Genomic DNA, 24,855 nt, shown 5'->3' on the forward strand with positions numbered 1-24,855 from the left:
TTTTTTATTGTCTATGACTCACGAGCTCAAACAGAGTGTTAAAGAGGAGATCACTGACCTTTCTTAATCACATACTTGTAGGGAGATTCGGCCACTGCTTTGGCTACCAAAGTGTGATCCATAAATTCACAGAAGCTCGGAATGTCTCTTGTCGTTGATGGATCATCTGCGATAACTAACAACGTCTCACCTAAGTTCATCCGTCTCACCATGCCTCTAATCATCATTACCGGCTCCGGACAACGTAAGCCTACTGCATCTAAGGTATGGTCGGTATTATCAAAACTCATAGTGGGTGGCCTTGTTAGTTATTGTTAGTTACGTTGCTAATTACGGAAATTGCTATTTTAACCGCATGTTGTAAGTAAGCTCAAGTTTGGATAACTCAGGCCTGATACCAATTAGTCTTAATACTTGCTCAATTTGAAGGAGCAAATCTGACGCTAACTGCGTTAAAAATTTCTCATTTAGAACAACTAAATAGCAAAATATTTTCCTTGCCTACATGGATGTAGGTACCTCAGCGATAGCAGGACGCGGTAGCGGTGTTATCGACAAGATTTTCTCGCCTCAAAATAGACCACTTAATTAAGATAATTGGTATTAGCCAACCTGAGGTGAGGTAAATGCAGGTAATAAAAAAGGCAAAACAGCTGTGCCGTTTTGCCTTGGTCACCAAGTTGAAGTTGTGCGCTGGTATTGTCTTATAAAAGCCCAGTACCAGCTGGTTGGAATTAGTTCTCTACGCGCTCGAATACGGTAGCAATGCCTTGGCCTAAACCAATACACATAGTTGCAAGACCATACTTCGCGTCTTTCTCTTCCATTAGGTTGATAAGCGTTGTGCTAATACGTGAGCCTGAGCAACCCAGTGGGTGACCGAGTGCAATTGCACCACCGTTGAGGTTCACTTTCTCATCTACCTTGTCTAGTAGACCTAGGTCTTTTAGCACTGGTAGTGATTGCGCTGCAAAGGCTTCGTTTAGTTCTGCAACATCAATATCATCGATAGTAATGCCCGCCTGTTTCAAGGCTTTTTGTGATGCTGGAACTGGACCATAACCCATGATGGAAGGATCGCAACCTGCGACTGCCATTGACTTAACACGAGCACGAATTGGAAGACCGAGTTCTCTCGCTTTAGACTCGCTCATGACCAACATAGCTGAAGCTCCGTCAGAAAGCGCTGAAGAGGTACCTGCAGTTACCGTACCCGATGCAGGGTTAAATACAGGACGTAGCTGCCCTAGACCTTCTAAGCTTGTCTCTGGACGGATAACTTCGTCATGCTCGACAAGTACAGGTGTACCATCGGCATCATGGCCTTCCATTGGCAGGATTTCTTTTGCAAAACGCCCTTCAAGGGTTGCGGCATGTGCACGCTGGTGTGAACGTACGGCAAATTCATCTTGCTGCTCACGACTGATACCGTGCATTAGCGCTAAGTACTCAGCCGTTAACCCCATCACACCGGCAGCTTGTGCTACAGACGTCGCAAGGCCTGGGTGAAAGTCATTACCATGTGTCATTGGTACGTGACCCATGTGCTCAACACCACCGATAAGGTAAGTGTCACCAGCACCAGTCATGATGGCGCGAGCTGCGTCATGCAATGCTTGCATTGACGAACCACATAGGCGGTTTACGGTTACAGCCGGTACGGTGTGAGGAATGCCAGCTAAGAGTGCAGCGTTACGACCAACGTTAAAGCCTTGCTCTAAAGTTTGCTGTACACAGCCCCAGTAAATGTCATCAATTGAGTCTGGTGCTACTTGAGGGTTACGCTCAAGTAGGCCTTTCATCAAGTGCGCGCTGAGGTCTTCGGCACGTTTATGCTTAAATACACCGCCTTTTGAACGGCCCATTGGGGTACGAATACAATCTACGATTACCGCGTTTTCCATGTTACTGGCCCTCCACTTGATAGAACACTTTACCTTCATCTGCCCACTGTCTAGTTTGCTCAGAAACCTGATAAATTTCACCAAGATGAGCGTACTTGTCAGCCATTGCTACAAAGTTTGCGAGGCCGATTTGGTCTAGATAGCGGAATGCACCACCTCTGAATGGAGGGAAGCCGATACCATAGATCAGTGCCATGTCTGCTTCTTGCGGTGAAGCAACAATGTTTTCTTGCAGACACAGTAACACTTCATTGATCATTGGCACCATACAACGCTCAATAATCGTTTGTTTATCAAATTCAGTTGGTGCGTCACAAATACCGCTCAGCAACTCAAGCGCGCTGTCGTCTTTACTCTTCTTCAGACGACCTTTGCGATCTGGAGCGTATTGATAGAAGCCTTTTTGGTTTTTCTGACCAAAGCGCTCGGCACCCGCAAGTACTGCGACAGGATCTTTGTCTTTACGTGCCATGCGAGTAGGGAAGCCATCAGCCATTACGCCAGTACAGTGGTTTGCTGTATCGATACCCACTACGTCTAGTAGGTACGCAGGGCCCATTGGCCAGCCGAAGACATTTTCCATAACCTTATCTACTTTTGCGAAGTCAGCACCTTCTACAACAAGTTGGCTGAAGCCTGCAAAGTAAGGGAATAGAACACGGTTGACGAAGAAACCTGGGCAATCGTTAACAACGATAGGAGACTTGCCAAGCTTTAAGGCATAATCTACCACTGCGGCAACGGTTTCATCCGATGTTTGTTCACCACGAATGATTTCTACCAATGGCATTTTTGGCACTGGGTTAAAGAAGTGCATACCACAGAAGTTTTCTGGCTTCTCAAGTGCGGTGGCTAACTCATCAATGCGAATAGTCGACGTGTTTGAAGTTAGGATGGTACCTTCTGGCAGTTGCGACTCTAAACTCGCTAATACCGTTTTTTTGATTTTAGGGTTTTCAACAACGGCTTCTACGATGATGTCTGAACCTTGTAGGTCGTTATCGTTGAGTGTTGCTTTGATTTTACCCAAAGTGGCAATCATCTTGTCCATCGACATGTGGCCGCGCTGTACTTTTTTGCCAAGTAGCTTTGCAGCCTCACCCATACCAAGGTCTAGGGCACTTTGCTGGATGTCTTTCATGACAATTGGCGTACCTTTGTAGGCTGATTGGTAAGCGATACCGCCACCCATAATACCAGCACCAAGTACCGCAGCTTGTTTGATCTCTGTTTTACTTTGTTTCGCTTGTTTCTTGGCAACCGTTTTGATGTATTGATCCGCTAAGAAAATACCGGTTTGCGCTGCGGCTTCTGCCGTTTTGGCAAGCTTAGCAAAGTTTTGGTTTTCGAGTGCCATCGCTTCGCTGCGGCTAAGGTTAGCTGCTGCTTTAAGCGTTTGTACTGCCATCATTGGTGCAGGGTAATGACCTTTGGTTTTTGCCATGACTAAGCCTTCAGCCATACCAAAGCTCATGCCTTGTTCAACACGATTCATCTTCAATGGGTCAAGCTTGATTTGGCGTTTCGCGCGCCAATCCAATTTACCTGCAATGGCTTGCTCTAAGGTACGAATAGCGGCAGCCATGAGTTTGTCAGCAGGCACTACACCGTCAACCGCACCCACTTTTAGTGCGTCATTCGCTCGATTTTCTTGACCTGTGGTGATCCACGTCATTGCGTTGTCAGCGCCGATTAAGCGAGGAAGTCTTACGGTACCACCAAAGCCTGGCATAATGCCAAGCTTAACTTCTGGTAGGCCTATTTTTGCGTTGTCGGTTGCGATACGGTAATCCGTGGCAAGTAACCACTCGCAACCACCGCCAAGCGCGAGGCCATTTACTGCAGATAGTGTAGGGAAAGGTAAATCTTCTATTGCGTCGAAGACATCGGTTGCGGTTTTAATCCAACCAACAAGTTCTTCTTCTGGGCGTTGGAAAGTCGGAAGGAATTCAAAAATATCAGCGCCGACAATAAAGTGGTCTTTGTCGCTGGTAAAAATTAAGCCGTCGATGTCGTCGCGTTGGCTCAATTCGATAAGCGCTTCGTGGCTTTCCTTTAGTACTTGCTGAGATAGTTTGTTTACTGAGCCTGGTAGGCAAAACTTAAACTCAGCGATATTGCCTTTGCAAAAATCAACTACAAAGGACTCGCGTTTGATTAACATACATGTTCTCCCGTGCTTTACACTGGTACGATGAGTTGTAATTTCAATCAGTGTGGATCCTTTGGCGGCAAATTGCAATGAAAAATTTACCGCACATTTACTGAAATACCTGAGTCGGTTTGCTATGGTGGCTTTACGCACCTCGCATTTAGTGTCATTTATGAGCTCGCTCGCAAGTGACAAGCCGAATTTTGGTCTTCAGCGCCATCTTTAGATAAGCATAATTTGGCTGTATTTCAATTTAGGTGTGTATTCTTTTGGCAGATAAAAAAGGGTTTGCATGACATATTGGTTACCCCGCTTAGCTGCAGGCAGCTTATGTATGGTGAGCTGGCTCTGTGCAGCCGATAGCACTCACGACGAATTTAAAGAGGCTGAGCGTGTCGCTTGGTCTGGTAATTATAGTAATTTTAAAGCTGCAACAGCGCAGCTCGATCACCCACTTAAGCCGTACGTTGAAAAGGCGTTTTATGAACGTCATCCTAAGCTCAAGTACCAGCAAGAAATTCAGCACTTTTTAACGGTATACGAACACACCCCATTAGAATGGCCAGTACGCTCTGCTTGGCTCGATTATTTAAAGCGTCATGAAAAGAAAGCACGATTCATCGAGTTTTATCGTGAGACCAGCGATATTGAACTCAAGTGTACGTATTTAGCGTATCAGTTGGATTTAGGCGCTCCAAAAAAAGCCATTCTTGATCAGGTAACCGATATTTGGACGGTGGGAAAGTCTCAGCCTAAAGCCTGTGATGGCCTTTTTAGCCAATGGCAAAAGGCGGGGTATAGAACGCCTGAACGTGTCTGGCAACGTATTTCCAGTGCCGCGCAATCAGGTCAAACGTCACTGCTAGATTATCTTGAGAAGCTGTTACCAAAAAATGAGGCGTATCTTGCCGAGCTTTATAAAAAGGTTCGCCAAGATCCGAGTTCCGCAGCGGGGCTTTATCGTTTTGGTAAACGTACTGAAAAAGAAGCCGAAATTGCGGTATATGGTGTAAGGCGCCTAGTTTGGCGTGATCCTGATTTAGCACTGCGTGCATGGCAGAAGATGCAGGATATGTTTACCTTTACCCAACAGCAAAAGGATAGTGTTGCTTATCGTTTTGCTCTGGCGCTTGCGTCTAAAGGCCATGAAGATGCACGGTTTTGGCTTAATAAAGTGCCGAAATCGCTGCAGGACAAAAAGCTACTCCAGTGGCTGATGAGTAACATGCTGAAAGAACAAGATTGGGAAGGGATCTCGGCCTTATTCGTGGGTCACGAGCAGCTTAGCAATGGTCAACAATACTGGCTTGCATATAGCCTCGCGAAGCGTAGCGAATTGGCGAAGGCTAACGAGATTTGGCAGCAATTAGCACAAGAGCGTGATTACTACGGCTTTTTGGCTGCTGCCCGGTTAGGATTACCAGTCTCACTAAATGAAGAGCCGTTAAATGTTGACCCCAGCATTGTAGAAAGAGTATCTCATGCGCCTGGTTTTAAGCGAGCAAAGGCTTTATACGAGCTGGAAAGGTATACTCAATCACGCCGAGAGTGGAACTACCTTACTAACACCTCAAGCAAAGAGGAAAAGCTTGCAGCATCCATATTGGCCGCTGAGTTTGATTGGTACGACAGCACTATTTTTACTCTTGCACAGATCAAAGCTTGGGATTACGTTGATTTACGTTTCCCGATGGCGTTTAAAGATCTGTTCACTAAATATAGTGAGCGTAATCGAGTCGATATCGCATGGAGCATTGCGATTGCTCGCCGGGAAAGCTCTTTCGCTCCGGATGCGCGCTCGAGTGCGGATGCTCACGGTTTAATGCAGCTGCTGCCAAGCACCGCCAAATACGTTAATAACCGCAAGCGCGTGGCAAAAAATCGCCTATATCATCCGGCCACAAACATTCGTTTGGGGACTAGTTATTTAGAGTATTTGAAGCGTAAAAATGCCGGAAATGAAATTTTGGCGACAGCATCGTACAACGCGGGTTATCATAGAATTAAGCGTTGGCTGCCGTCAGAGGCCATGCCTGCTGAACTTTGGATTGAGCTGATCCCGTATCGAGAAACACGTGACTACGTGAAAAATGTGATGGCATATCGACAGGTTTACCATACCCGTCTTGGTCGTGATGGCAACATATTGGCAAGTATCTTGGATATGAAAATTGTGAAATAACCGCACATGGCTGGTGCTTAGACTCAGTTCGTCGTTTTTAGGTAGCAGCTATGATAGACTCGATAGTATGTGAATTTTTGAAAATGGGTACACCATGGATAAGTTAGCAAATTTATACGCAGAGCATATTGCCACGTTGCAACAGCGTACAAGAACGATAGTAGAACGAGAAGGACTGGATGGACTTGTGATCCATTCGGGGCAAGCAAAGCGTCAATTCCTTGATGATATGTACTATCCGTTTAAAGTTAACCCGCAATTTAAAGCTTGGTTGCCTGTTATCGATAATCCGCATTGCTGGATTGTGGTCAATGGCAGTGACAAGCCGAAACTCATTTTTTATCGTCCGGTTGATTTTTGGCATAAAGTGCCTGACGAGCCGAGAGATTTTTGGGCAGAGTATTTTGATATTCAACTGCTGGTTAAGCCAGATCAGGTTGAACAGCTACTGCCATACGACAAAGCAAACTATGCCTATATCGGTGAATATTTAGAGGTTGCACAAGCGCTTGGCTTTACTCAAGTGAATCCAGAGCCGGTGATGAACTTCTTGCATTATCATCGTGCATATAAAACTCAGTATGAAATGGCATGTTTACGTGAAGCGAGCCGTCTTGGTGTGCTTGGTCATATGGCGGCACGCGATGCCTTCTTTGCTGGTGGCTCCGAGTTTGAAATTCAACAAGCTTATCTTAATGCAACTCAGCATATGGAAAACGATACACCGTATGGCAATATTGTCGCCTTGAATGAAAATTGTGCGATTTTGCACTATACCCATTTTGAGCGTAAAGCGCCGAGTAAGCACTTGTCATTTTTGATTGATGCCGGTGCAAACTTTAACGGTTATGCGTCAGATATTACCCGCACTTATGATTTTGCTAAACAGGGTGAGTTTGCCGAGTTGGTGAAAGTCATGAACGATCACCAAATTGAGTTGGGTAAAGCATTACAACCGGGCAAACTATACGGTGAGCTGCATATCGATTGTCATAATCGCGTGGCACAAGTGCTGAGTGACTTTGGTATTGTTAAGCTTGATGCTCAGGCCATCGTCGAGAAGGGGATTTCTTCCACTTTCTTCCCTCATGGTCTCGGTCACCATATTGGTTTACAGGTACACGATATGGGCGGATTCATGGCTGATGAAGCCGGTACGCACCAAGCACCACCTGAAGGTCACCCGTTCTTGCGTTGTACTCGTAAGATAGAGGCTAATCAGGTGTTCACTATTGAGCCTGGGTTATACTTCATCGATTCATTGTTGGAAAACTTGGCGCAAACAGAAAACAAACAGTATATCAATTGGGATAAGGTTGATGCACTGAAGCCTTACGGTGGTATCCGTATTGAAGATAACATCATTGTGCATGAAGATAGACTAGAAAATATGACGCGAGATTTCGGCCTCGAGTAAGCTGACTTCTAGCGCTAAAAGTAAGTATATTTGGGGGCCGATTGGCTCCCTTTTAGTTTGGAACATTATGTCTGAATATTTCATTCCGAGTGGATCACTGAGTCATCATGAGGAAATTAAGAAAAGCACGTTTATCGTGCATTTGGCCCACACGCCAACCATCGAAGATGCTAAAGCGTTTATTAAACAGATTAATGACACGTATCCCGATGCAAGACACAATTGTTGGGCACACATCGCTGGGGCACCAGGTGGCAGCCATGTGTTAGGGTTTTCTGATGATGGTGAGCCTAACGGGACCGCTGGTAAGCCAATGCTTAATGTGCTGATGGGATCAGGGATTGGTGAGATCACTGCGGTGACGACGCGTTATTTCGGTGGTATTAAGCTCGGCACTGGGGGATTGGTCAGAGCCTATGGTGGTACGCTTAATAACGCGCTAGCACAGCTAAGCACGACTAAAAAGGTACCTGCTTCTATTATTGTTGGCCACAGTGATTACCATCTTCAAGGTGTGATAGAGCAGCTATTACAAAGTCAGTTTACAGTGCTAAATTTAGATAAAGAATACGCTGCTAATATTACCTGGAAAATAGCAGTAGATAGTCGTGAAACACAACAAATCATTGATGCTATTTATGAATTAACCAATGGTGTTGTATTATTTAAGCAACTCAAGGAGTAGGCTCTACTTCTTTACATTCACTAATTAACCTCTGGTTAAATAACAAAAAGCGCAGCGTACAAAATGCAATTTCGTACCATAATAAAAATACTCGGGCAGTTAGTCGCTCTATTTAGTATCACTATGGTGCCACCAGCCATTGTATCTTTGATATACAAAGATGGTGGTGGTGTACCTTTTGTTTTAGCTTTCATTTTTAGTGTGCTAATGGGTCTGTTTGCCTACTACCCAAACCGCAAGGAAAACGGCGATCTTAAAGCCAGAGAAGGCTTCTTAATCGTTGTCTTATTCTGGTTGGTACTGGGGTCGTTTGCGTCATTGCCGCTCATTTTCTTAGATAAACCGAATCTATCTCTAGCAGATGCCGTGTTTGAAGCTTTTTCTGGGCTGACAACTACAGGGGCTACGGTCTTGACGGGCATAGAACATTTACCCAAAGCGGTATTATTCTATCGCCAGCAGTTGCAGTGGCTTGGTGGTATGGGGATCATCGTATTGGCCGTAGCCGTTCTTCCTATGCTTGGGGTTGGTGGCATGCAGTTATATCGTGCCGAAACACCCGGTCCAGTTAAAGACTCAAAAATGACACCGCGTATTGCCGATACCGCCAAGCACCTTTGGTATATCTATGTATCTCTAACGGCGGCTTGTACGCTGGCTTACTGGATAGCAGGAATGAATTGGTTTGATGCTATCTGTCATGCGTTTGCCACGATAGCCATCGGCGGCTTCTCAACCTATGATGCTTCTATGGGTTACTTCGATAATCCATTTATTAATGTTATTTGTGTCGTCTTCTTGTTGATTGCTGCCATTAACTTCTCGCTACATTATGCTGCGGTATCGAGTCGCAATATTAAAGCCTATTTGCGAGATCCTGAGTTTAAAGTCTTTCTGTTTATCCAGTTAGCGTTGGTGGTGATTTGTTTTGCGGTATTGTCGTCAAACAATGTCTATGAAACGGGTGATGAGACCTTAGATCAAGCGATGTTTCAGGCTGTGTCAATTAGTACTACCGCGGGCTTTGCGACCGATAGCTTCTCAACCTGGCCGCTGTTTTTACCTATTCTCTTGATTTTCTCCAGCTTCATTGGAGGCTGTGCTGGCTCTACGGGTGGTGGTATGAAGGTTGTACGTGTCTTCTTGCTCTATTTACAGGGGATCCGTGAGCTTAATCGTTTAGTGCATCCGCGTGCTATATACTCGATAAAATTGGGTCGAAAGGCACTACCAGATAAAGTGGTTGAGGCTGTATGGGGGTTCTTCTCGGCTTATGCACTGGTGTTTGTGATTATTATGATTGCATTGCTGGGGACGGGACTCGATAACATTACTGCATTTTCAGCAACTGCGGCTTGTCTAAACAATTTGGGACCAGGGTTGGGAGACGTTGCGGCGCATTATGGTGATATTAGTGATACCGCGAAGTGGATCCTTACGCTTGCAATGGTCTTTGGTCGCTTAGAGATCTTCACACTGTTAGTCTTATTTACTCCTACCTTCTGGCGTGGGTAACTGTGCTTAAGTAGTGGGCTCTTTTGCTGAGAGCCTACAACTGACAGTGTCATTACCTCGTTTCTGCCACTCTAGTGACAAGTTGTCATCTTATTTTTGAACTTCGCAAAGAAGAAGTTAATAAAAATTTCAAAAACTCGGATTTTCGGGGTTTTCAAGTGTCAGTATTTTTACAACGATTTAACTTGGAGGCGACGATATTGCTTGCCACACGCTTTTCAGATAAAGGATTTAAAGTGATAAAGGGATTTGCTGCTAGCCATGAGCAGGGTTTAGGTATGCAGCTTATAGAACGAAGCGTAATACAGTTGAATAGCTTAATCGATGAAGTCGGTTACTTGCAGCTTAATCAGCTTACATTAGGTCGTGCCCAGAGTTATGACTTATTTCATCAAGTTGGCTGTGAGAGCGGTGCGCGTTTCGTTGTTCAAGTGATCTCAGAAAATGAGCTCTGGCAAAAGCGCCAGATACCAGCAATTGTCGATGATTTTGAGACTGAGGGAGTGGGCTGTTTATTCAAGCGTGATGTCTCGGGTATATTATTTGTTGCTAAGCGCAATAGCGAACCTATGATGTTGTTTATTGAAGCTGAAGAGCTCGCATTGCCACAAAGTTCACTCGAAGTACAAAGCAGAATGATGACCCTAAGAGATGGCGCATTAATGCTAAAAAGCCACTTTTTAGTAAAGTAATTGACCCCTTTTTAGGTATTGTTGGTAGTCGAAGAGTTGTAATTAATCTGAATTCAGTTTTAAATAGCCTTCCGCTAAAACTGCTACAATAAAAAAGTAGTAGAGTGAACTCAGGAAGGGTTGGATCCATGTTAAAAACTCAGGAGGTTGGGCAGGATACTTTGCTCACCGCTATCAGCGCAGGAAGTATTGTTGACTTAGAAATTTGTTTACCGGCAAATAGCAAAAGAGTAAAAACAGAATACGTCGGTATGCTCCAAGGGGCGTTTTTAATTCTTAACCATCCCAACCCTAAGCGATTAGGCGCGGCGCTGGACTTTGTGATGGAAGGGACTTCGGTTATCGTCCGAGCTTTGCTCGAGAATGGCGATGGGCAAGTCATTGCATTCAAATCGCAAATAAAAGCGGTCTCAGTCCATCCCGCGCGGCTTATTTTTCTTTATTTACCCGAAAAAGTACAAACCTACAAACTCCGCTCGCAAAACCGTGTGCCAACCTTAATCCCCGCAAAATTTCACTGCCATGGCAGTAGAGATGTTGGGGTAATAAAAGACATTTCACTTGCTGGTTTACAGCTAGACTTAACGTCGATTGATGCCGAGCATATGGAAGAGGGGCTGAAATGTGAGGTTTTCATTGAAGGAAAAGAAGGGAATCAGATCACGCTAGAGGGCGATATTCGGCGCATAAAGAGCCATGATAAAATCGTCTCTTTAGGTATTCACTTAACCTCAGCTCCGGACATAATCCGTAGTGTATTAAAAGATTACCTAATCGATTTGTCTATTTTTCAAGATCAACAAGATACCTAGGGCGCTTTAAACGAATAAAGCGCTTACTTGGAAGAGTTTTTCCACAACACCGATTTGTTTTTTGTCAATCAGGAACATGATCACATGGTCACCTGAGAGAATAATGGTATCGTCATGTGCGATCAGTACATCTTCATCACGGACAATTGCACCGATAGTCGCGCCCGGTGGTAATTTAATATCTCGAATTGCACGACCGACAACTTTAGAAGTGTTTTCATCACCATGTGCGACAGCTTCAATGGCCTCTGCTGCACCTTTACGCAATGAATAAACGTTAACGATATCACCACGGCGAACATGGGTGAGTAGTGCTGAGATAGTCGCTTGCTGTGGTGAGATAGCAATATCAATGTCGCCACCTTGCACGAGATCGACGTAGGCACCACGTTGAATAAGCGCCATAGTCTTTTGTACACCCATACGTTTTGCAAGCATCGCAGCCATAATGTTGGCTTCGTCGTCGTTCGTCACCGCGATGAACACGTCTACTTGTTCTATATGTTCTTCTGATAGCAGTTCTTGGTCTGAGGCATCGCCACAAAAAACCACCGTATTATCGAGCGTTTCAGACAATTGTGTGGCACGAGCTTGATTGCGTTCAATAAGTTTAACGCTATGGTTCTTGTCTAATGAGCTGGCCAGTCCCGCACCTATGTTACCGCCACCTGCAATCATAATTTTCTTGTAAGAGCGTTCGAGCTTTTGTAGCTCGTTCATGACCGCGCGAATATGCTTGGTTGCGGCGATAAAGAAAACTTCATCATCGGCTTCAATTATGGTGGTGCCGAGTGGTTTGATGGCTTTGCCTTGACGATAAATAGCGGCAACGCGGGTATCGACGTTTGGAATATGCTCTTTTAATGCAGAAAGTGCATAGCCAACGAGTAAACCGCCGTAATAAGCCTTAACCGCCACGAGTGACAGCATACCCTCGGCAAATTGCAGCACCTGCAAAGCGCCTGGATAATCTATTAGCCTGCGGATATATTGCGTTACAAGCTGCTCCGGTGCGATGTAATGGTCGACCGGTAGGTCGTCATTATGAAACAGCTTCTCTTTGTACTTTAAGTACTGCTCAGAGCGGATCCGCGCAATTTTGGTCGGCGTATTGAAAATACTATAGGCAACCTGACACGCAATCATATTGACTTCATCTGAGCTGGTTACGGCGATTATCATGTCGGCGTCTTCAGCACCTGCTTGACGTAAGATCTCAGGGTGAGCACTGTGGCCAGTGACTCCCTGTAAATCGTATTTGTCTTGCAGCTCTCTTAAGCGCTCGCCATCGATGTCGACAACGGTAATTTCATTTTCTTCACCGACGAGGTTTTCTGCCAGTGTCCCGCCGACTTGGCCGGCGCCTAAGATGATGATTTTCATATTGGTTAGGTCGATTTTCTATTATTGTTTTGTCAACTTTGCGTAGTAAAACCCATCGCTCAATCCGGGTAATAGCTGCAAGCCTGGTTGTGTTTGTGTGTCTGCATCATGCAAAGGTATAAGCGTCGCATCAGGGGTCACAGAAAGAAAGCGTGCGATCTGTTGCTGGTTCTCTTGCGGCAGTACCGAGCAGGTAGCATAAACTAGTGTGCCACCGGGCTTAAGCAATGGCCAGATTTTATCAATAATTTGTGCCTGTAACGTCACCAAGTTATCAATATCAGAAGCGCGTCTTAGCCATTTGATGTCAGGGTGTCTTCTAATAACGCCAGTTGCAGAGCAAGGTACATCCAATAAGATGCGATCATATTGCTCGCCATCCCACCATGCTTCGGGGTCACTTGCATCGCCCTCAAGGCATTTGGCCGACAATCCGATACGCTCAAGGTTTTGCTCTACGCGTTGCAAGCGATCACCATCAGCGTCAATTGCAGTCACTTTGGCGTCTGCTAACTCCAAAATATGGCAAGTCTTACCGCCTGGGGCGGCACAAGCATCAAGGATATTTTCACCTGCTTGTGGTGCTAATAATCTCGCTGCTTTTTGGGCGGCTGCATCCTGCACTGAGCAAGCGCCAGCGGCAAATTGTGGTAGCGCATAAACGTCAATCGGGCTATCAAGCAAGATCCCGTCCGGGTATTCGCTATGAAGCTGATAGGCTACCCCTTCTTGGTCTAGCAGAGCTGCGTAATCGGCAGTAGAGAATTGCGATTGGTTTACGCGCAGCCACATTGGTGCTTGTTGTTGATTCGCTTCTAAAATAGCTTGCCATTGAGTTGGGTAAGCCGCTTTTAGTTGATTGATAAACCAGCCCGGGTGGTTGTATAAACAAGCTGGGATTTCGGCTGCACTGGTTTCTAGTTCGACCTGATGACGTTGGAAGCTGCGTAAAATTGCGTTAACTAAGCCTTTCATGCCAGGCGCTCTTAGTGGCGTGAGTGCGTTTACAGTTTCGGCTACTGCAGCATGAGCTGGTACGCGCATATGTTGTAGTTGGTAAATACCCACATACAGCAAAAACTGGAAAACACGGCGCTTACCTTTAAGCGGTTGCTCAAGTAACTGCTGGCAATAGTGTTCAAGTGAAGGCAAATATCTTAATACGCCGTAGCAAATTTGCTGTAGCAAGGCTTTGTCTTTACCGTCTAACTGGCTGGTGGCAAGTGGTAGTTGAGCACTTAACGACGCGCCTTTATCGACGACTTGAAATAGGGTTTGGGCAGCGAGTGCGCGTACATTACTCACGCGTCACCAACCTTAGCACCAATTGCTACCCAGTCGGCTCGACCATTCAAAAAGTCTTGTGCAGACATGGGCTTTTTACCTTGTGGTTGCAAGGTGTGAATTTCCAATGCCTGTGTGCCACAGGCAATTACGATACCGTGTTTGTCTGCACGTAGCACATGACCTGCATCACCTTGCTCATCTATTACCTTCGCTTGCCAAATCTTGACGCTGTTACCTGCCATATTGGTAAAGCAAACCGGCCATGGATTAAATGCGCGGATGTTACGTTCAATTTGCGCAGCTTCCATCTGCCAGTCAATGTCGGCTTCTTCTTTGCTTAGCTTCTTAGCATAATTCGCTAGTGTATCGTCTTGCTTTTCTGGCGTGATCTCGCCCGCAGATAAGCGTGCTAGTGTATCAATAAGCGCGTCAGGGCCAAGTTCAGCAAGCTTGTTGTAGAGATCTGCACTAGTATCAGTAGCTGTAATAGGGCAGCGAGAGATGTGCAACATATCACCGGTATCTAGGCCCTCGTCCATTTGCATGATCGTTACGCCAGTTTCATTGTCGCCAGCCCAAATAGCACGCTGAATAGGTGCTGCGCCTCGCCATCGCGGTAAAATTGAGCCATGAACATTCAGGCACCCGAGTCGAGGAGTATCTAAAATAGCTTTTGGTAATAATACCCCGTAGGCAACAACAACCATGACATCGGCGCCAAGTGCAGCTAGTTCTGCCTGTGCTTCCGGTGTTTTTAATGATTGCGGTTGTAGCACTGGCAGGTTGTGTTCTTGTGCTAGCACTTTTACTTCACATGCTTTGAGCTTTTTACCACGTCCAGCCGGGCGGTCGGGCGGGCAGTACACTGCCACGACGTCATGTTGTGATTGAATAAGTGCGTCAAGGTGGCGCGCTGCAAAGTCAGGCGTGCCTGCGAAAACGATACGCAAAGGATTACTCACGAAATACCCTAAAGTCAGTTAGTTGGAGGTTGGTTAAGCTTGCTTCGCAGCGAGCTTAGCTTCTTTTTCGAGCTTCTTACGAATACGATCACGCTTTAGTGGTGATAGGTAATCGATAAATAGCTTACCAACTAAATGGTCTAATTCGTGTTGAATACAAACGGCAAGCAGACCATCTGCGTCTAATTCATACGTTTCACCATGTTCGTTTGTTGCCTTTACCGTGACGGTTTCAGCACGATCTACTTTTGCGTATGAATATGGCACTGACAAGCAGCCTTCTTCACTCACAGTAGAACCATCGCGTTTGGTTATTTCTGGGTTGATTAATACGCGCGGTTCGTCGCGCTCTTCAGAAACGTCAATAACGACGATTCGCTGATGAATATCCACTTGCGTAGCCGCAAGGCCGATACCATTTTCATCGTACATAGTTTCCAGCATGTCTTTAACTATTTGACGTACTTCGTCATTAACCTCTGCTACAGGCTGTGCGACAGTGCGTAAACGCTCATCTGGGAACTTTAAAACTTCTAATATGGCCATGATTACCCTAAATCAATTTATCGTGTAAGCTGTTGTAAGCTAGTGTATGGTCTTATTTTAGCCATTCAAGTTCCCCTTTAACAGGTTTTGGTGGATAATAACCAAAAATAACCACAAGGAAGCCATCATGAAATATCCGATTGCTGCATTAATACTCGCTGGCTGCTCAGTTTTCTCTGTGAAAGCGGACACTTTGTCTGTAAAAGCAGATGCGCCGCAGCGTTATGTGGTGAAAAAAGGCGATACCTTGTGGGATATTTCAAAAATGTACTTACGTTCTCCATGGAAGTGGAAGCAATTGTGGCAGTGGAACCCTAGTATTCAAAACCCAGATCTGATTTATCCAGGAGACAGTCTTAAACTACTCTACGATGAAAATGGTAATCCGATGCTGGTGTTAGACAAAGGGGTGAAGAAACTGTCGCCGCATACGCGTATTGTTAACCAAAAAGCGGCTGCCATTCCTACGTTACCACTCCCTATCATGGAACCTTTTTTGCGTTTTGAGCAAGCGCTTTCTGAGTCGGAGTTTTCTGATAGTCCAATAGTACTGGGAGCCAATCGCAATATTAAAAATGCGACTCCGGGTCATCTCTTGTACGTTAAAGCTGATTTAGTCAAAGGCGGGCACTATGCCATCTATCGTCGTGGTGAAACCTACCGTACCTTAGACAACCAACAACTGCTTGGCTTGGAAGCCGTGTTAGTTGGTTCAGGCCATGTGGTTGAGCAGGGAGATATCGTGGCGGGGCGTCCAGCAAAGCTACAGTTAGAAGTTGCCAAACAAGAGGTTAGGGCCGGGGATATTGTACTACCCATATCTACAGGACAAAGTTTTCCGGCACAGTTTTCTATGTCTCGCCCTGAGCAGCAAACTTTGGGCCGTATTATTGCGAGCGATAATAAACTCAGAGAGTTTAGCACCATGAGCGTAGTGGTGCTGGATGTGGGCAGTAAAGCGCAGCTAAAAGAGGGACATGTCCTTGATATCGTAAGGCAATCGCCTACAGTTATAGAAAGCCAGCACGGTCCGCGCTATATTGAAGATGCATCAAGACTCGACAAACTGATCACCGAAATGGGATCTTGGTTTGGTGAGGAAAACGATGACGATAGCGTGGTATGGCATATGCCAAAGGAAAAAGTCGGTGAGCTAATGGTCTTTAAAGTGTATGAAGACTTAAGCTACGCTATGGTTGTTGAAACTTCGGAGCCGATCCGCGTTGGTGATCATGTACAAGCATTCAAGGAAACTGCCAGTAATTAAGTGGTAGAATTTCTCCTTGAGTGAGTCAGTAAACTCAAGGAGAGAGTATGAAACAAGCTAAACTAGCTCAAGCTTTGGCATTAACCCTGTGCCAAGGGCTGGGTATCAAAACCATCACCGCATTACTTAATCACGTCCCCCTTGCGCAATTATTCACATTAAACCAAGATGAGCTTTGTAAGCTTGGGCTGCAAGAAAATATTGCTGCTAACTTAGCGAGCACAGATTGGTCTCGTATCGAGCACATATTGGCTTACTGTCAACGTCAGCAAATTCATGTTGTATCTTTGTTTTCTCCTGAATATCCCGAGCAACTAAAAGAGATCTGTAACTCTCCCTTAGTACTATTTTGCAGAGGGAATATTGCGTTATTAAAACAACCACAAATTGCGATTGTTGGCAGTCGCAGTTCAACGAGAACCGGGCTTGGGCTTGCACATGAATTTGCACAGGGCTTAAGTCGTTCTGGGTTGGTGGTGACGTCGGGTATGGCAAGAGGGATTGATGGCGCAGCGCACCAAGGTGCACTTGATGTTCAAGGAGGAACCATTGCCGTGCTAGGGACAGGTGTTGATGTTGTTTACCCCAAACGCCATCAACGGCTTTATGAAGAGATCGTACAGCATGGTTTGGTGGTGAGTGAATTCTTACCAAACACTCAAGCAAATAGTAATCATTTTCCGCGGCGTAATCGCATAATCTCGGGTTTATCTTTGGGTGTTTTGTTGGTTGAAGCCGAAGTAAAAAGTGGTTCGCTGATCACCGCACGCTATGCGCTGGAGCAAAACAAAGAAGTGTTTGCGATCCCTGGCTCAATTAAAAATCGATTAAGTAGCGGTTGTCATTACCTGATCAAGCAAGGGGCAAAACTCACCGAAAATATTGAGGATATTTTGGAAGAAGTGAGCTTTTTTTGTGAAAACAGTCTATATAGTATAGAAATAGGGGAGCAAAAAGAGGAGCAATGTCCCGTATTAGAAAACCTTGGCTTTGAGGTGACGTCAGTTGACACTTTAACGCAAAGGACCCAGTGGCCAGTAGAGCAGGTGATTGCCAGACTATTGGACCTAGAACTCGAAGATAAAGTAGAGCGTGTACTCGACGGCTACATAAAACTCGCGAGGGGTTAAGAAGATGTTTGATATTTTAATGTATTTATTTGAGAACTATATTCACAGTGAGGCAGAAATCTTTGTCGAACAAAACGAACTCACCGATGAACTCCTTCGCGCCGGCTTTAATCAAGGCGAAATATACAAAGCGCTTGATTGGCTTGAGCAACTTGCAGATTTACAACACAGTGACGAAAACCCCTATTTAAATGCTAAACCGGACCATGCAACACGGATCTACACCGACAGCGAGTGCAATATGCTAGACGTTGAGAGCCGTGGTTTTTTAATGTTTGTGGAACAAGTCGGAGTGATTGACAGTACCACCAGAGAAATGGTGATGGATCGTTTATTCGCGTTGGATAAAACCTATATCAGCCTAGATGATTTAAAGTGGGTGATACTAATGGTGCTATTTAATGTGCCGGGTAAAGAACATGCTTATGCGCAGATGGAAGATCTGATTTTTACCGAGCCTGCATCTGTAGTTCATTAACTCTGTTCTAGCATGACAAGTTTCCTTCGGTAAGTTGAGGTTCTGACCTCAGCTTACCGCCTTTCAAATAATGTTCCTGCTTAGTTGAAAACACTGATATCAAATACTTGCAAGGAGGAATTTCCATCATTTCCTTGACCCTAAAAACGAGGCTATTATATTAGGCGCATACTTGCACAAGGGGGCGGTGGTAAAGCGATGAGTAAAATAGACCATGCATTATTTAATGCAGACAAACATGCATTAGAAAAAGAGTATGAAGTATGCCCAGAATGTGGCTCTGAGCTGGTAATCAAAAACAGTAAAAATGGTCCATTTATTGGCTGCGCTAGCTACCCAACTTGTGATTATATTCGCCCACTCGCACATCATGATAGCCATGTAATTAAAGTACTAGAAGATGTGGCTTGTCCTGAATGCGGCAAAGATTTAGTGATAAAAAATGGCCGCTATGGCATGTTTATTGGCTGTACGGGGTATCCTGATTGCCACTATATTGGTCATGAAGATGCGCCACCCACAGCGGCGTTGCCAGCGTGTCCAAAATGCCAAAAAGGCAACCTAATTCAGCGTAAAAATAAGTTTGGTAAACACTTTTATAGTTGTGACACTTATCCAAGTTGTAAGTATACCTTGAACGCCAAGCCTGTAGAGCAGACCTGCCCTGAGTGTCATTGGCCCGTGCTGGTGGAGAAAACCCGAGCGGGTAAAGCTGTGCTACAATGCCCGCAGAAATCATGTCAAAAGATAGTGGAAATACCGTGAGTAATGACAATAAAGCGGATGCTGCGACAATAACAACGCCTGAGTCAGCACTTCAAGCTGGCGAAGTGATCTGTTATCCAACGGAAGCCATTTATGGTTTAGGTTGTGATCCTGATAACCAAAATGCGGTCACTAAGTTACTAACAATCAAATCTCGACCCATAGAAAAAGGGTTAATCTTAATCGCCGACAATTATGGTCAATGTTTGCCCTACGTGGATGACAATAAAATCCCGATGGATAAGCGCGCTGATATTTTTTCGTCATGGCCTGGCGCCATTACTTGGTTATTGCCAGCGAAAGCCAGTACGCCGCATTGGTTAACAGGGGGACACGACACTATCGCTATTCGTGTTACTAGCCACCCCATTGTAAAGCAGTTATGTCAACGCTTTGGTAAGCCGATTGTATCTACCAGTGCCAATGTAACGGGTCAAACTCCAGTTGCTTCGTTGTCGGAAGCTCGTAGCCAGTTTGGCTCACAAGTTGGCTATTATGTTGAAGGTGAGTTAGGCGGTAATACGACCCCAAGCGTCATTAAAAATGCAATGACTGGCCAAGTGATCCGAGGATAAAAAGTACCATGAGTAAAATAAACCTAGAGACCGTTAAAGCCTTTTTATTACAACTACAAGATAATATCTGCCAAGGCTTAGGGGCTGCCGATGGTAACGCTCAGTTTGTTGAAGATGCCTGGGAGCGTGCTGAAGGTGGTGGCGGTCGCACTCGCGTGATCCGTAATGGCGATGTTATTGAGCAAGGCGGGGTAAACTATTCACATGTTTTTGGCGCTTCTATGCCAGCCTCAGCGACGGCGCACCGTCCAGAGTTAGCAGGCAGAAGCTTCCATGCCTGTGGGGTATCTTTAGTGATCCATCCCAAGAATCCCAATATTCCAACTAGTCACGCCAATGTGCGCTTTTTCATTGCTGAGAAAGAAGGTGAAGAGCCGATTTGGTGGTTTGGTGGTGGTTTTGATTTAACGCCATTTTATCCAGTTCTTGAGGATGTGAAGCACTGGCACCAAGTTGCAAAGGATTTGTGCGCACCATTTGGTGACGCGGTATACGGTGACTACAAAAAGTGGTGTGATGAATATTTCTATTTAAAACATCGAGATGAGACTCGAGGTGTGGGTGGTTTATTCTTTGATGACTTAAACCAATGGGGCTTTGAAAAGAGCTTTGCATTTATGCAAGCTGTTGGTAACGGCTTCCTTGATGCTTATCTGCCTATTGTTGAAAAACGCAAAGATACACCGTATAGCGAACAAGAGCGTCAATTCCAGCTATATCGCCGAGGCCGTTACGTTGAATTTAATCTGGTATGGGATCGAGGCACATTGTTTGGTCTACAAACAGGTGGACGTACCGAGTCTATTTTAATGTCGATGCCACCATTGGCACGTTGGGAGTATGACTTCCAGCCAGATCCAGGATCGAAAGAAGCTGAGCTGTATAATTATCTTACGCCAAAGAATTGGTTGGCGATGTAATAGAGTAAAAAGGAGCCTCGGCTCCTTTTTACTTTTAGCGGTTCACTTAGTTTAATTTAAATCCGCGTACTTGCTCATCCAAATCGCGCGCAAGGGTGAGCAACTCTTCACTGATCTGTTTAGAGCCGTGGGCATCAACTAGTGAGCGCTCAGCATTATCGCTAATCGCCACTACGCTACGATTGATTTCTTCAGCGGCCAAGTTTTGCTGCTCAGTGGCATCGGCAATTTGCAGGTTTAAGGCATTAATTTCGTGCATCTGTGTCGAGATGTCTTTAAGCGCTTGTGCCACTTTCTTGACCTGGTGTGCGCGGTCATCTGCTTCTTCGCAAGAAGCACTCATTGCTGCCACGGTTTGTTGTGCCTCGGACTGTAGCTTATCGATAGTACGTTTGATTTCATCGGTTGAGTCATGTGTTCGTGTCGCAAGTGTTCTGACTTCGTCCGCAACAACCGCAAACCCTCTTCCTGCTTCCCCGGCGCGCGCGGCTTCTATTGCTGCATTGAGCGCTAAGAGATTGGTTTGCTCCGCGATACTACTGATCACTTCGAGTACTTTACCCACTTCAAGAGTTTGTGCTTGAAGCTGAGAAACTTGTTCTGCAGCTTGCCTTACATCTTGTGCTAATTGGTTGATACTTTGCTCAGTATGATTAGCAACAGCCATGCTTTCCTCTGCGAGGTGATTGCTGCTATCCGACTTTTCTGATGCAAAGTGGGTGGTATTTTTTACTTCACTTGAAGAGCTTTCAAGCTCATTAATCGCGGCTGCAACAGAGTCCGTCCCTTGTTTTTGCTGTTGAATGGCAAGCTCAGTGGTTTCCGCTGAGGCATATATAGATTCTGCTGAGTGAATAAGTATTTTCGAAGAGTTGGATAACTGCGCAATATTGTCTTTAAAGCTATCCATCATTTTATTGAAGTTAATCGCCAAGCGTCCAAGCTCGTCATCGACTTGGTCGTCTATTCGTAATGATAGGTCTTTATTCGTCGTTGCTAGGCGCATGGTTCGGCCTAGCGTTTTTAGTCGTACTATAAAGAGCTTCCTAAAAAGTACGCCTAAAATCACAAAGGTGGTAATAAAGATAGCAGAGAGAAGCGCAGTGCTAAACCATGTATTAGTGTGTACCGTATTATCAATATCATCCAAAGAGTAGCTGATCCGCACAACACCGAGCACATCGCCTTCCTTTGCCTGATGACAACCCAAGCAATTTGTTCCTTTATAGCTTTCTTTGGCCACCATCGGCTTTAAATAAGTCATGATGCGACTACCGTCGCGCTGTTCAATAACTAAGGTTTCTTTCCCGTTCAATGCATCAAACTCAGCCTCAGAGTTAGGTGCTTGATTTGCATTACCTGGACCGTAAAGCTTATTAACTTGCTCGGAGCGGATAATATGCGCATCTTCGATATTTGGATGATTGCGAATTTTATCACTCAGAATTTCACGGTTTGCCATGGTGCCGGTCAGCATCATAGTATTGATAGAGTCAAAGTAATTATCTGCCAGTAGCTTAATATTACTTTCGACGGTTTCTTCAGCGAGCGTCTTTTGTTGACTGCTGCTACTAAGGATACTGGCAATCAAGACGAGCACGCCCGTCACTGCCAGTAACGCATAAATTTTATGTTGAATAGATTTCACACGCATCGCACCTGTACACAATTAGAACAGTGATTATGCATCTCTACTCAAGAACGGGATTTGACCTAGCGCAAAATAGCCGTGTAATTTTAATTAACTAATACTTTAGTTTTATTCCTGATTAATCATATGTGTCGCAAGCTGAGCGAGGGACTGCCTTAATCCTTCTCTTAATAATGGATTTCCTACCTCTAAGTCCAATGCTTTATTCATGCAGTGCATCCATTGATCCCGCAAATCTTGGTCGATAGGAAAGGGCATATGGCGCATTCTTAAACGTGGGTGGCCGTATTTTTCTGCAAAAAGATCTGGCCCGCCTAACCAACCAGAAAGAAATTCAAAAAATACCTGTCTGATCCTATCTAATGGTTGTGGATGCATATCGTAAAGCGGCTTTGCATAGGGGTCGGTTGCCATAATATCGTAAAAGCGGTTAGCAAGATCGCGCGCGCCTTGTTCTCCACCAATGATTTCATAAGGTGTTTTTTCTGGAGTGGGGGCACTATTTGTTTGTTCTACGGTTGCATCTTTATTAAAGATACGTTTAATTAACTGCTTCATAATGACTCTTTCAAGGCGCTCTTATAACGATGGACAAATACGCGGTATTCGGTAATCCGATAAAACATTCTAAATCGCCAGCAATCCATGCGCAATTCGCACAGCAATGCCAGCAGCAATTAGAATACGAGGCTATTTTGGCACCAGAAGATGCCTTTATTCAAACTGCATCGACATTTTTTGCCCAAGGTGGCTGTGGTGCGAATGTGACTTTACCTTTTAAAGAGCAGGCATTTGCCTTTGCGGATACCCTCACCGAACGAGCTAAGCTCGCTGGTGCCGTCAATACCCTAATCAAACAGCAAGATGGCAGTATTACAGGCGATAATACTGATGGTGCAGGTCTGGTGCGAGATCTCATGAAACACCAAACTAAACTTGAGGGAGCTAACGTACTATTGATTGGTGCAGGTGGCGCCGCCAAAGGCTGTATCTATCCGCTCCTCCTGGCCGGAGCAAAACGGATTGTCGTGACCAACCGTACTGAGTCAAAGGCATTGCAACTAGCAGAGCAATTTGCCACGTACGGAGAGGTTACAGGGTGTGGCTTAAACAATACCCCCGACATTGGTTTCGATATTGTGATTAACTCCACCTCATCGAGCATCACAGGGGAAGTGCCAGACGTTAGCCCTACTGTTATTACATCCTGCTTAGTCGCCTACGATATGTTCTACAGCGACCAGCAAACAAGTTTCTTAGGCTGGGTGGCGCAACACAATCAACAAACGCAATTGATAGATGGCATAGGTATGTTAGTTGAGCAGGCCGCTGAAGCGTTTTACCAATGGCGAGGGGTGAGACCTGATACGTCCGAAACATTTAGGCTTATTAGAGGGTAAATATGAACCAAGCAATACTGTTTAATGATGACATCAGTTATCAACAAGGAGAATTAACGTTTACGGCGATGGCCAGTGGTCAGCTGATCCGCTGTAAAATTGCAACCAAGCTTGAGCTGGAAGCCGCAATAGCACACTTTGCTCAGCACCAATTCGATTATGAAATGCAGGCTGAGCAATTAATAGAGGATGAAGCGTTTAATGAGGCAGGAGAGATAAACTTAGCTTTCCTCTAAATATTCATCTTTCAGTTCCACGTAATTTTGAGCAGACACTTTCAAAAATTGTAGCTCTTGTTCGGTGAGGGGTCTGGCTTGTTTTACCGGACTACCGACATATAAAAAACCGGACTCAAGATTTTTATTAGGCGGGACAAGTGCACCACCACCAATAATAACGTCATCTCCTACGGTGACGTTATCCATAATAATTGCACCCATACCTACGAGAATACGATTACCAAGTTTGCAACCATGCAACATGACTTTATGACCAACAGTCACATCATCACCAATAATAAGCGGGTAACCGTCAGGTACTGAAGCGCTCTTTCTTGTTAAATGCAGTACGCTGCCGTCTTGAACATTGGTTCGTTTCCCTATCTTGATGTAGTTCACATCGCCTCTGGCTGCAACCAATGGCCAAACGCTGCTGTCTTCGCCAATTTCAATATCACCGACCAAAACGGATGATTCATCAATATAAACGCCTTGTGCCAAGCGCGGGGATTTACCTTTATAACTTCTAAGCATGTCTAGATTACTCATCTCTCGTGTCTTGTGTCACTAGTGTAGAGTGTTGAATTGTAAAACTCTAGTACGAAAAAACTGCAAAAAGATAAGAAAAAGTGTCAAAAATAAGCGTTTCGCTTCATTTTTGCTCGAACAAACGTTTTTTCGCAATTTTCTTAAAAAAAAGGTTGCACTAAAATCGGATCGCCCTATAATGCGACCCCACTGAAACGGGGCGCCACGCTGAAAAGCAAAGCAGCAACGAGTTAGCGTCAAGTAAAACTTAAGTTCGAAACTTCTGCTAAAGAAATTCAAAATTAAGTGTTGACAAAAAATCGGGAATGCTTAGAATGCACATCCCTCGAAACAACGAAATGTTTCGAAACGTTCTTTAAAAATAT

24 protein-coding genes are annotated in these 24,855 nt (G+C 45.0%); 14 read left to right on the top strand and 10 right to left on the bottom strand.

The genetic code is table 11. The annotated features are described in order from the left end of the window. Positions 1 to 50: 50 nt before the first annotated feature. The 3 genes from tusA to fadB form a co-directional block, all read right to left on the bottom strand. Positions 51 to 290 carry a sulfurtransferase TusA gene (gene tusA, locus NO992_RS16945; protein ID WP_010376829.1) on the bottom strand — a complete coding sequence of 80 codons (240 nt, stop codon included), beginning with the start codon at positions 288 to 290 and terminating at the stop codon, positions 51 to 53. Between the two features lie 444 nt (positions 291 to 734). After that, a complete protein-coding gene (fadA, locus tag NO992_RS16950; RefSeq protein WP_211867390.1) occupies positions 735 to 1,904 on the bottom strand; it encodes an acetyl-CoA C-acyltransferase FadA in 1,170 nt (389 codons plus the stop codon). 1 nt (position 1,905) lies between these two features. Beyond that, entirely contained in the window at positions 1,906 to 4,068 is a 2,163-nt protein-coding gene (gene fadB / locus NO992_RS16955) for a fatty acid oxidation complex subunit alpha FadB (protein ID WP_253106279.1), read from the bottom strand. Between the two features lie 280 nt (positions 4,069 to 4,348). Between fadB and NO992_RS16960 the strand changes: the two genes are divergently transcribed. The 6 genes from NO992_RS16960 to NO992_RS16985 all read left to right on the top strand — a co-directional run bounded on the left by NO992_RS16960 (position 4,349) and on the right by NO992_RS16985 (position 11,359). Continuing rightward, on the top strand, positions 4,349 to 6,238 hold the full coding sequence (locus NO992_RS16960; protein WP_371379171.1) for a transglycosylase SLT domain-containing protein: 1,890 nt from the start codon (positions 4,349 to 4,351) through the stop codon (positions 6,236 to 6,238). A 94-nt stretch (positions 6,239 to 6,332) separates the two neighbouring features. Then, positions 6,333 to 7,655, top strand: a complete 1,323-nt coding sequence (gene pepQ / locus NO992_RS16965; protein WP_371379174.1) for a Xaa-Pro dipeptidase — start codon at positions 6,333 to 6,335, stop codon at positions 7,653 to 7,655. A 67-nt stretch (positions 7,656 to 7,722) separates the two neighbouring features. After that, entirely contained in the window at positions 7,723 to 8,340 is a 618-nt protein-coding gene (locus NO992_RS16970; RefSeq protein WP_371379177.1) for a YigZ family protein, read from the top strand. Positions 8,341 to 8,403: 63 nt separating this feature from the next. After that, positions 8,404 to 9,855: a TrkH family potassium uptake protein gene (locus NO992_RS16975; RefSeq protein ID WP_010376815.1), complete on the top strand. Its 1,452-nt coding sequence runs from the start codon at positions 8,404 to 8,406 to the stop codon at positions 9,853 to 9,855. A 158-nt stretch (positions 9,856 to 10,013) separates the two neighbouring features. Next, positions 10,014 to 10,547, top strand: coding sequence for a hypothetical protein (locus NO992_RS16980; RefSeq protein WP_238322942.1), 534 nt, complete (start codon positions 10,014 to 10,016; stop codon positions 10,545 to 10,547). Between the two features lie 128 nt (positions 10,548 to 10,675). Next, on the top strand, positions 10,676 to 11,359 hold the full coding sequence (locus tag NO992_RS16985) for a flagellar brake domain-containing protein (protein WP_371379180.1): 684 nt from the start codon (positions 10,676 to 10,678) through the stop codon (positions 11,357 to 11,359). 6 nt (positions 11,360 to 11,365) lie between these two features. Here the strand turns inward: NO992_RS16985 and trkA are convergent, their stop codons facing one another. Genes trkA through def form a run of 4 tightly spaced genes read right to left on the bottom strand, consistent with a single transcriptional unit; the run spans position 11,366 to position 15,537 of the window. After that, on the bottom strand, positions 11,366 to 12,757 hold the full coding sequence (gene trkA / locus NO992_RS16990; RefSeq protein ID WP_276324810.1) for a Trk system potassium transporter TrkA: 1,392 nt from the start codon (positions 12,755 to 12,757) through the stop codon (positions 11,366 to 11,368). 6 nt (positions 12,758 to 12,763) lie between these two features. Then, entirely contained in the window at positions 12,764 to 14,047 is a 1,284-nt protein-coding gene (gene rsmB, locus NO992_RS16995; protein WP_371379182.1) for a 16S rRNA (cytosine(967)-C(5))-methyltransferase RsmB, read from the bottom strand. Then, positions 14,044 to 14,991, bottom strand: coding sequence for a methionyl-tRNA formyltransferase (gene fmt, locus NO992_RS17000; protein ID WP_371379185.1), 948 nt, complete (start codon positions 14,989 to 14,991; stop codon positions 14,044 to 14,046). Before fmt ends, rsmB begins: the two co-directional genes overlap by 4 nt. Before the next feature lie 33 nt (positions 14,992 to 15,024). Then, entirely contained in the window at positions 15,025 to 15,537 is a 513-nt protein-coding gene (def, locus tag NO992_RS17005; protein ID WP_010376803.1) for a peptide deformylase, read from the bottom strand. Positions 15,538 to 15,664: 127 nt separating this feature from the next. Here def and NO992_RS17010 point away from each other — a divergent pair, with 127 nt between their 5' ends. The 6 genes from NO992_RS17010 to hemF all read left to right on the top strand — a co-directional run bounded on the left by NO992_RS17010 (position 15,665) and on the right by hemF (position 20,672). Beyond that, positions 15,665 to 16,804: a LysM peptidoglycan-binding domain-containing protein gene (locus NO992_RS17010; RefSeq protein ID WP_253106261.1), complete on the top strand. Its 1,140-nt coding sequence runs from the start codon at positions 15,665 to 15,667 to the stop codon at positions 16,802 to 16,804. 47 nt (positions 16,805 to 16,851) lie between these two features. Beyond that, positions 16,852 to 17,934: a DNA-processing protein DprA gene (gene dprA, locus NO992_RS17015; protein ID WP_371379188.1), complete on the top strand. Its 1,083-nt coding sequence runs from the start codon at positions 16,852 to 16,854 to the stop codon at positions 17,932 to 17,934. A 4-nt stretch (positions 17,935 to 17,938) separates the two neighbouring features. Continuing rightward, the gene (locus NO992_RS17020; protein WP_010376797.1) at positions 17,939 to 18,412 is read left to right on the top strand and encodes a DUF494 family protein; all 474 of its coding nucleotides are present in this window, start codon (positions 17,939 to 17,941) and stop codon (positions 18,410 to 18,412) included. Between the two features lie 198 nt (positions 18,413 to 18,610). Further along, complete coding sequence (locus NO992_RS17025; protein ID WP_010376795.1) at positions 18,611 to 19,177, top strand: type I DNA topoisomerase; 567 nt, start codon at positions 18,611 to 18,613, stop codon at positions 19,175 to 19,177. Next, positions 19,174 to 19,752, top strand: a complete 579-nt coding sequence (locus NO992_RS17030; RefSeq protein WP_371379207.1) for an L-threonylcarbamoyladenylate synthase — start codon at positions 19,174 to 19,176, stop codon at positions 19,750 to 19,752. Before NO992_RS17025 ends, NO992_RS17030 begins: the two co-directional genes overlap by 4 nt. Positions 19,753 to 19,760: 8 nt before the next feature. After that, a complete protein-coding gene (hemF, locus tag NO992_RS17035) occupies positions 19,761 to 20,672 on the top strand; it encodes an oxygen-dependent coproporphyrinogen oxidase (RefSeq protein WP_371379192.1) in 912 nt (303 codons plus the stop codon). Positions 20,673 to 20,718: 46 nt separating this feature from the next. On the opposite strand, the gene NO992_RS17040 is transcribed toward hemF, so the two are convergent. Together NO992_RS17040 and NO992_RS17045 are read right to left on the bottom strand one after the other, a co-directional pair. Beyond that, the gene (locus NO992_RS17040; RefSeq protein WP_371379195.1) at positions 20,719 to 22,326 is read right to left on the bottom strand and encodes a methyl-accepting chemotaxis protein; all 1,608 of its coding nucleotides are present in this window, start codon (positions 22,324 to 22,326) and stop codon (positions 20,719 to 20,721) included. Between the two features lie 105 nt (positions 22,327 to 22,431). Beyond that, on the bottom strand, positions 22,432 to 22,881 hold the full coding sequence (locus tag NO992_RS17045) for a group II truncated hemoglobin (protein WP_010379482.1): 450 nt from the start codon (positions 22,879 to 22,881) through the stop codon (positions 22,432 to 22,434). A 29-nt stretch (positions 22,882 to 22,910) separates the two neighbouring features. Here NO992_RS17045 and aroE point away from each other — a divergent pair, with 29 nt between their 5' ends. Further along, positions 22,911 to 23,723, top strand: a complete 813-nt coding sequence (aroE, locus tag NO992_RS17050) for a shikimate dehydrogenase (RefSeq protein WP_371379198.1) — start codon at positions 22,911 to 22,913, stop codon at positions 23,721 to 23,723. A 2-nt stretch (positions 23,724 to 23,725) separates the two neighbouring features. Then, positions 23,726 to 23,959, top strand: a complete 234-nt coding sequence (locus tag NO992_RS17055) for a DUF1488 family protein (protein ID WP_371379201.1) — start codon at positions 23,726 to 23,728, stop codon at positions 23,957 to 23,959. Here the strand turns inward: NO992_RS17055 and NO992_RS17060 are convergent. Next, the gene (locus tag NO992_RS17060; RefSeq protein WP_039493095.1) at positions 23,945 to 24,490 is read right to left on the bottom strand and encodes a gamma carbonic anhydrase family protein; all 546 of its coding nucleotides are present in this window, start codon (positions 24,488 to 24,490) and stop codon (positions 23,945 to 23,947) included. The two genes, NO992_RS17055 and NO992_RS17060, sit on opposite strands and share 15 nt — an antisense overlap. Positions 24,491 to 24,855 lie beyond the last annotated feature (365 nt).

It is taken from the genome of Pseudoalteromonas sp. DY56-GL79 (genome assembly GCF_041414765.1).
Lineage (GTDB): Bacteria > Pseudomonadota > Gammaproteobacteria > Enterobacterales > Alteromonadaceae > Pseudoalteromonas > Pseudoalteromonas piscicida.